Raw genomic sequence first — 4,317 nt, forward strand, 5'->3', positions numbered from 1 at the left:
CTGCTCAAGCAGCAAGGCGTCTTTCTCCGCTTCGCTAAGTCGATATGTCCGGGGCGTTTTCATACAAAGGTTGAATCACAACCCAGGCCGTCAGCCAACCGATTTCGCCAACCCCGTGAGCAATTACCCTCGCCCTCGTCCCGGACACCGTTGCCATTGGCGTCGTCGAAGGACAGGCCGTCATGATTGCCATCGACCCATACCCGCAAATCGGCCCAGGCCACGTCATTGGCGTCGAATACCCCATCGGCATTGTCGTCAAGGCTGGCCAGGGCGGCGAACCCGTCGGCGAAAACACGCTGGCCGCCTTCCCCGCCACTCCCAGCGGTGCCGGTGTAGTATTCCGAAAGGGTTTCGGCGATGCCGCCGATGCCGCCGTCGCCGTCGAGGTCGTGGACGACGATCCCATCGGTGGCACCGACCCAGCCGCTAATCTCCTTCGATCCGCCATCGTTGTCGATATCGAACAGGACCGGGGCGGAAGAATAGTCGGTGAGCGTCACTCCATCGCCGTCTAGGTCCAAAACCAGGGGATCGGTATAGGTGGTTCTTTGTCCCCAATAGTTCCCCACATTGAGCCCGGCTCCGGAAGAGAGCCACCAGGACAGGTCTCCCGGCCCCGCTTCACCCTGGCCGGTATCGCCCACGGAATCCGAGGACAGCCACCAGGACACATTACCGGGTCCCAGATCCAGTCCCCGATCCCAGTCCGTGGCCAAATTGGCGTTTCCCGGGCGATACCCATCGGCGATGATCTGCGTTGCCGCGGCGACACCGGTATTGTCCGCGGTATCGACGTTCAGGCCGTCCAGCAGGGTTCCCCCCACTTGGAGTTCCGTTGTCTGATTGGGGCCTCCGTCGAGCAGGCCCTGTTGCACGCTCGATGCTTGAGCGTCCTGACCCCAAGCCTGTCCCGAAGCCGTGTCCAGGGACGTATTGGTGCTGTTATCGAGTAAGGAGTTGTCCGGCACGGACCCATTGGGGGTATCATCTTCCACCCCCAGGAAATCTTTCAACCCATCGACAATATCATCGATCAGATCCTCGGAAGATTCGACCGCGTCACTTATGCCATCGACGGATCCACCGGCGTTATCGCCATCCGATGCGTCAAACGGGTGGGGGATCGCGCCTGTGTAGGAATACGTGCCCGCGGCAACGGCCTTCGTGACCCAGTCGACAGCCACCGCATCATTATACGTAAAGGCAATCCGGTGGACTTCCGACATCACTTTGGCGGCGCCCGATACACCGGACAGGAGAAGATCCCAAGCCGCTTGAGCAGCCTCTTCCGAATTCTGAAAACCAAGCTCGTCGTAATGTGCCCGATATGTTTCAAGGGAACCTTCCGCCGTCCAGGCGGAAATAGTGATTCCCGCCACACGATTGAATACATCCTCGTGATATCTTTCTACATCTGATACAGTCAATTTCCTCGAAATACTTTGCGCTCTTAGCGCAAAATCTTCCTGCATTAGATTTATGGAAATACTATTTATCTTTTCTTGATCAAGAACGACTCCCTGCCTTCTTGCCTCCATATACATGAAACTATTTGCTTCTCGACCAGCCAAGTCGGAAAATTCGCTGTTTACGACTCCCCACGCCAATTCCCCATACCGAACCCCCATTCCCGCCAGGGCCGCATAATACCCCTCGGGATTTTCCGCATTCACATACGTTTCCAGCTCATTCAATTCTTCTTGTGTGAACGCTCCAGACATCACTCACCCTCCCCACCGCTTTCAAATTTTGTCAAAGAACAGCGAAACAACTCGCGCACCAAAGCATCATACTCCATCCAATGCTCTATTTTACTTCTTGAAATTCTGAAATCATAGTGAGATTTATCATACCTTGATGAAATCGTGCAGAAAAGTTGCGCATTTTTAGACGAATAACTATAACAATAAATAAAGTATTTTATTTCAATTTCATCTTCCACCACGAAATAGTCTTTTTTTTGATAATCGCCATTTTCGTCTTCAACGTCATACAACTCTCCCGTCCTATCATCTTTTCTTTGGAAAACAATTGGTGTCGCCCCATGAAACGATCCTTCGGGACCAGACACGCGATACAGTACCGGGCTTCCCAGAGGGATTGACAACGGTCGATAAGCGTACATCGTGCTACTTTTCAAGTCCGCCCACAGTTGTCCATGGAAAATTCCTTTGACTTCGTCGACCCAATAGAATCTGGGCCTATGCCCATAGGGCGCAGGCGGACCACCCGACGGCACGGAGAACGCAAACCTGAATGCAGTCGGCTCCTCTCCCGTTGCCCAAAAAGTACCGTCCGAATATTGGCCATTCATATGCAAATGATAACGTTCCTTTCTCTCAAATTTTTCATAATAATCCCAACCCTTCTTTCGATCAAAAGTATCAAACGGTGCTCTATATATGTAAATATCCTTAGACAAAACGCGCGTCGCATACTCAGGTTTATTAAACTGACAACCTGATATAACATTTTCAGCATGAATATTGCGCATACAAACAAAAAACAAAACAAAACAAGACAGTGACGAACTCAATAAAGTTAATATCTTTTTCATCGAGACGACCCTATATTTAATTAAATAGTGGAAACACCATGGGCGCTTCGCGTAACGGTTTTGGCATTTCGTCGGATACCCGCGCCCAGGTCAAAAAACCCACCGGGCGGTCCCCGGCCATGAACAAACGGAATTGCATCAGACGGATCGGCAGCATCACCGCCCATTCCAGATCCGCGAGGAACCAATGTCGGTGATCCTCCGTGCGGGTCGCCCGCCAGACGGCCTGCCCGAGAACCTCGGCGGGAGAGGGCGTCGGACGGGATGCCGCCTTACCGTCCCGTACCGCCCCTTCGTCCGTCTCCGATTCACTCCGTTGCACGGCCTCGGCCATGGCCAGCCCCCTTATCGTCCTCCGCACTCGGCGGGATCACTTTTGCACTAACAAAGTGCACTGGCTTTCGATGTACCATGATATACAGACCATTCACATGGAAATAGTGTTCATATTCGCCACTGACGTGCTAGATCCGGCCATGCTTGGTGGATCGACACGGGGAACAGGAGGGTTTCATGGAGGGAGCGGGATACGTGGCCGACCAGGCGCCCCTAGTCCCTTCGGCACCGCCCGCCAGTGACACCTTCTCCCTTCCCTCCAAGGACACCGGCCTCGCCTGCCTCCTGCTGCTGGCCCGCATCCTGGAGGTCCCGGCGCGTGAAGACGCCCTGACCCTCCAGGCCGGGCTGGAGGGGCAACCCTTCGCCGAGACCGATATCCTGCGCGCCGCCAAAAGCCTGGAGATCAAGGCCCGGGCCGTGGACAGCAGCTGGACCCGCCTCGCCGCGGCCCCCCTGCCCGCCATGGCGCGAACCAAGGACGGCGCCGGCTGGTTCCTGATCGCGAAAATCGCCCCCGAACAGGGCAAGGTCCTCCTCCACGACCCCGTCGAAGGCAAGGCCGTGGAGGCCACCCGCGAGGAGCTGGAAGAGCGCTGGGACGGGCGGCTGATCCTCATGACCACCCGGGCCCAACTGGCCGGAGAGGCCCGGGCCTTCGACATTTCCTGGTTCATTCCCGCCGTCATCAAATACCGGCGGCTCTTCGGCGAAGTGCTCGTCGCCTCGTTCTTCCTGCAGACCTTCGCCCTGCTCACCCCGTTGTTCTTCCAGGTGGTCATCGACAAGGTCCTGGTCCACCGGGGGTTGACCAGTCTGGACGTGCTGGTGCTCGGCCTCGTTCTCGTCGCCCTGTTCGAGGCCACCATGGGCGGCCTGCGCACCTATATTTTCAGCCACACCACCAACCGGGTGGACGTGGAGCTGGGGGCCTCGGTCTACCGCCACCTCACCCGCCTGCCCATCGCCTATTTCGCCGCCCGGCGGGTGGGCGAGACCGTGGCCCGGGTGCGCGAGCTGGAATCCGTGCGCTCCTTTCTGACCGGCTCTGCCCTGACGCTGGTCATCGATCTGGCCTTCACCGTCATCTTCCTGGCGGTGATGTTCTCCTACGCGCCCCTGCTCACCTGGATCGTGGTCGGCTCCTTCCCCTTCTACATCGCCCTGTCGGTTCTGGTGACCCCCACCCTGCGCGCCCGGGTCGAGGAGAAATTCCGCCGGGGCGCCGAGAACCAGGCCTTCCTGGTGGAGACCATGACCGGCGTGGAGACGGTGAAAAGCCTCGCCGTGGAACCCTAGCATTACAGTTGCATTTTTTAATGATCTCTGACTCTATGAGTTTCCATGATTCGGAGGTCATGGATGACGGGTGCATCGATTGAGGCGACGCTTGAGCTTTGGGCGTCTTCGCTACGAGCAGT

General features: G+C 56.6%; 4 protein-coding genes. 1 reads left to right on the forward strand and 3 read right to left on the reverse strand.

Annotated features, from left to right (window positions below; translation table 11 throughout):
- Window positions 1–59: 59 nt before the first annotated feature.
- The 3 genes from ACLIRY_RS26575 to ACLIRY_RS26585 form a co-directional block, all read right to left on the reverse strand.
- Complete coding sequence (locus tag ACLIRY_RS26575; RefSeq protein WP_413208441.1) at window positions 60–1,382, reverse strand: hypothetical protein; 1,323 nt, start codon at window positions 1,380–1,382, stop codon at window positions 60–62.
- Between the two features lie 341 nt (window positions 1,383–1,723).
- The gene (locus ACLIRY_RS26580) at window positions 1,724–2,560 is read right to left on the reverse strand and encodes a hypothetical protein (protein ID WP_413208442.1); all 837 of its coding nucleotides are present in this window, start codon (window positions 2,558–2,560) and stop codon (window positions 1,724–1,726) included.
- A gap of 16 nt (window positions 2,561–2,576) precedes the next feature.
- Window positions 2,577–2,894, reverse strand: a complete 318-nt coding sequence (locus ACLIRY_RS26585; protein ID WP_413208443.1) for a toxin-activating lysine-acyltransferase — start codon at window positions 2,892–2,894, stop codon at window positions 2,577–2,579.
- Window positions 2,895–3,073: 179 nt separating this feature from the next.
- Between ACLIRY_RS26585 and ACLIRY_RS26590 the strand changes: the two genes are divergently transcribed.
- On the forward strand, window positions 3,074–4,195 hold the full coding sequence (locus ACLIRY_RS26590; protein WP_413208444.1) for an ABC transporter transmembrane domain-containing protein: 1,122 nt from the start codon (window positions 3,074–3,076) through the stop codon (window positions 4,193–4,195).
- The last annotated feature ends 122 nt before the right edge of the window (window positions 4,196–4,317 follow it).

The sequence above is a fragment of the Rhodospirillum sp. A1_3_36 genome, assembly GCF_047263945.1.
GTDB lineage: Bacteria > Pseudomonadota > Alphaproteobacteria > Rhodospirillales > Rhodospirillaceae > Rhodospirillum.

What these genes read in the sequence shown, in the direction of transcription:
- ACLIRY_RS26585 (WP_413208443.1), bottom strand. Translation starts at nt 2,894, where the DNA reads ATGGCCGAGGCCGTGCAACGGAGTGAATCGGAGACGGACGAAGGGGCG.
- ACLIRY_RS26590 (WP_413208444.1), top strand. Translation starts at nt 3,074, where the DNA reads ATGGAGGGAGCGGGATACGTGGCCGACCAGGCGCCCCTAGTCCCTTCG.
- ACLIRY_RS26580 (WP_413208442.1), bottom strand. Translation starts at nt 2,560, where the DNA reads ATGAAAAAGATATTAACTTTATTGAGTTCGTCACTGTCTTGTTTTGTT.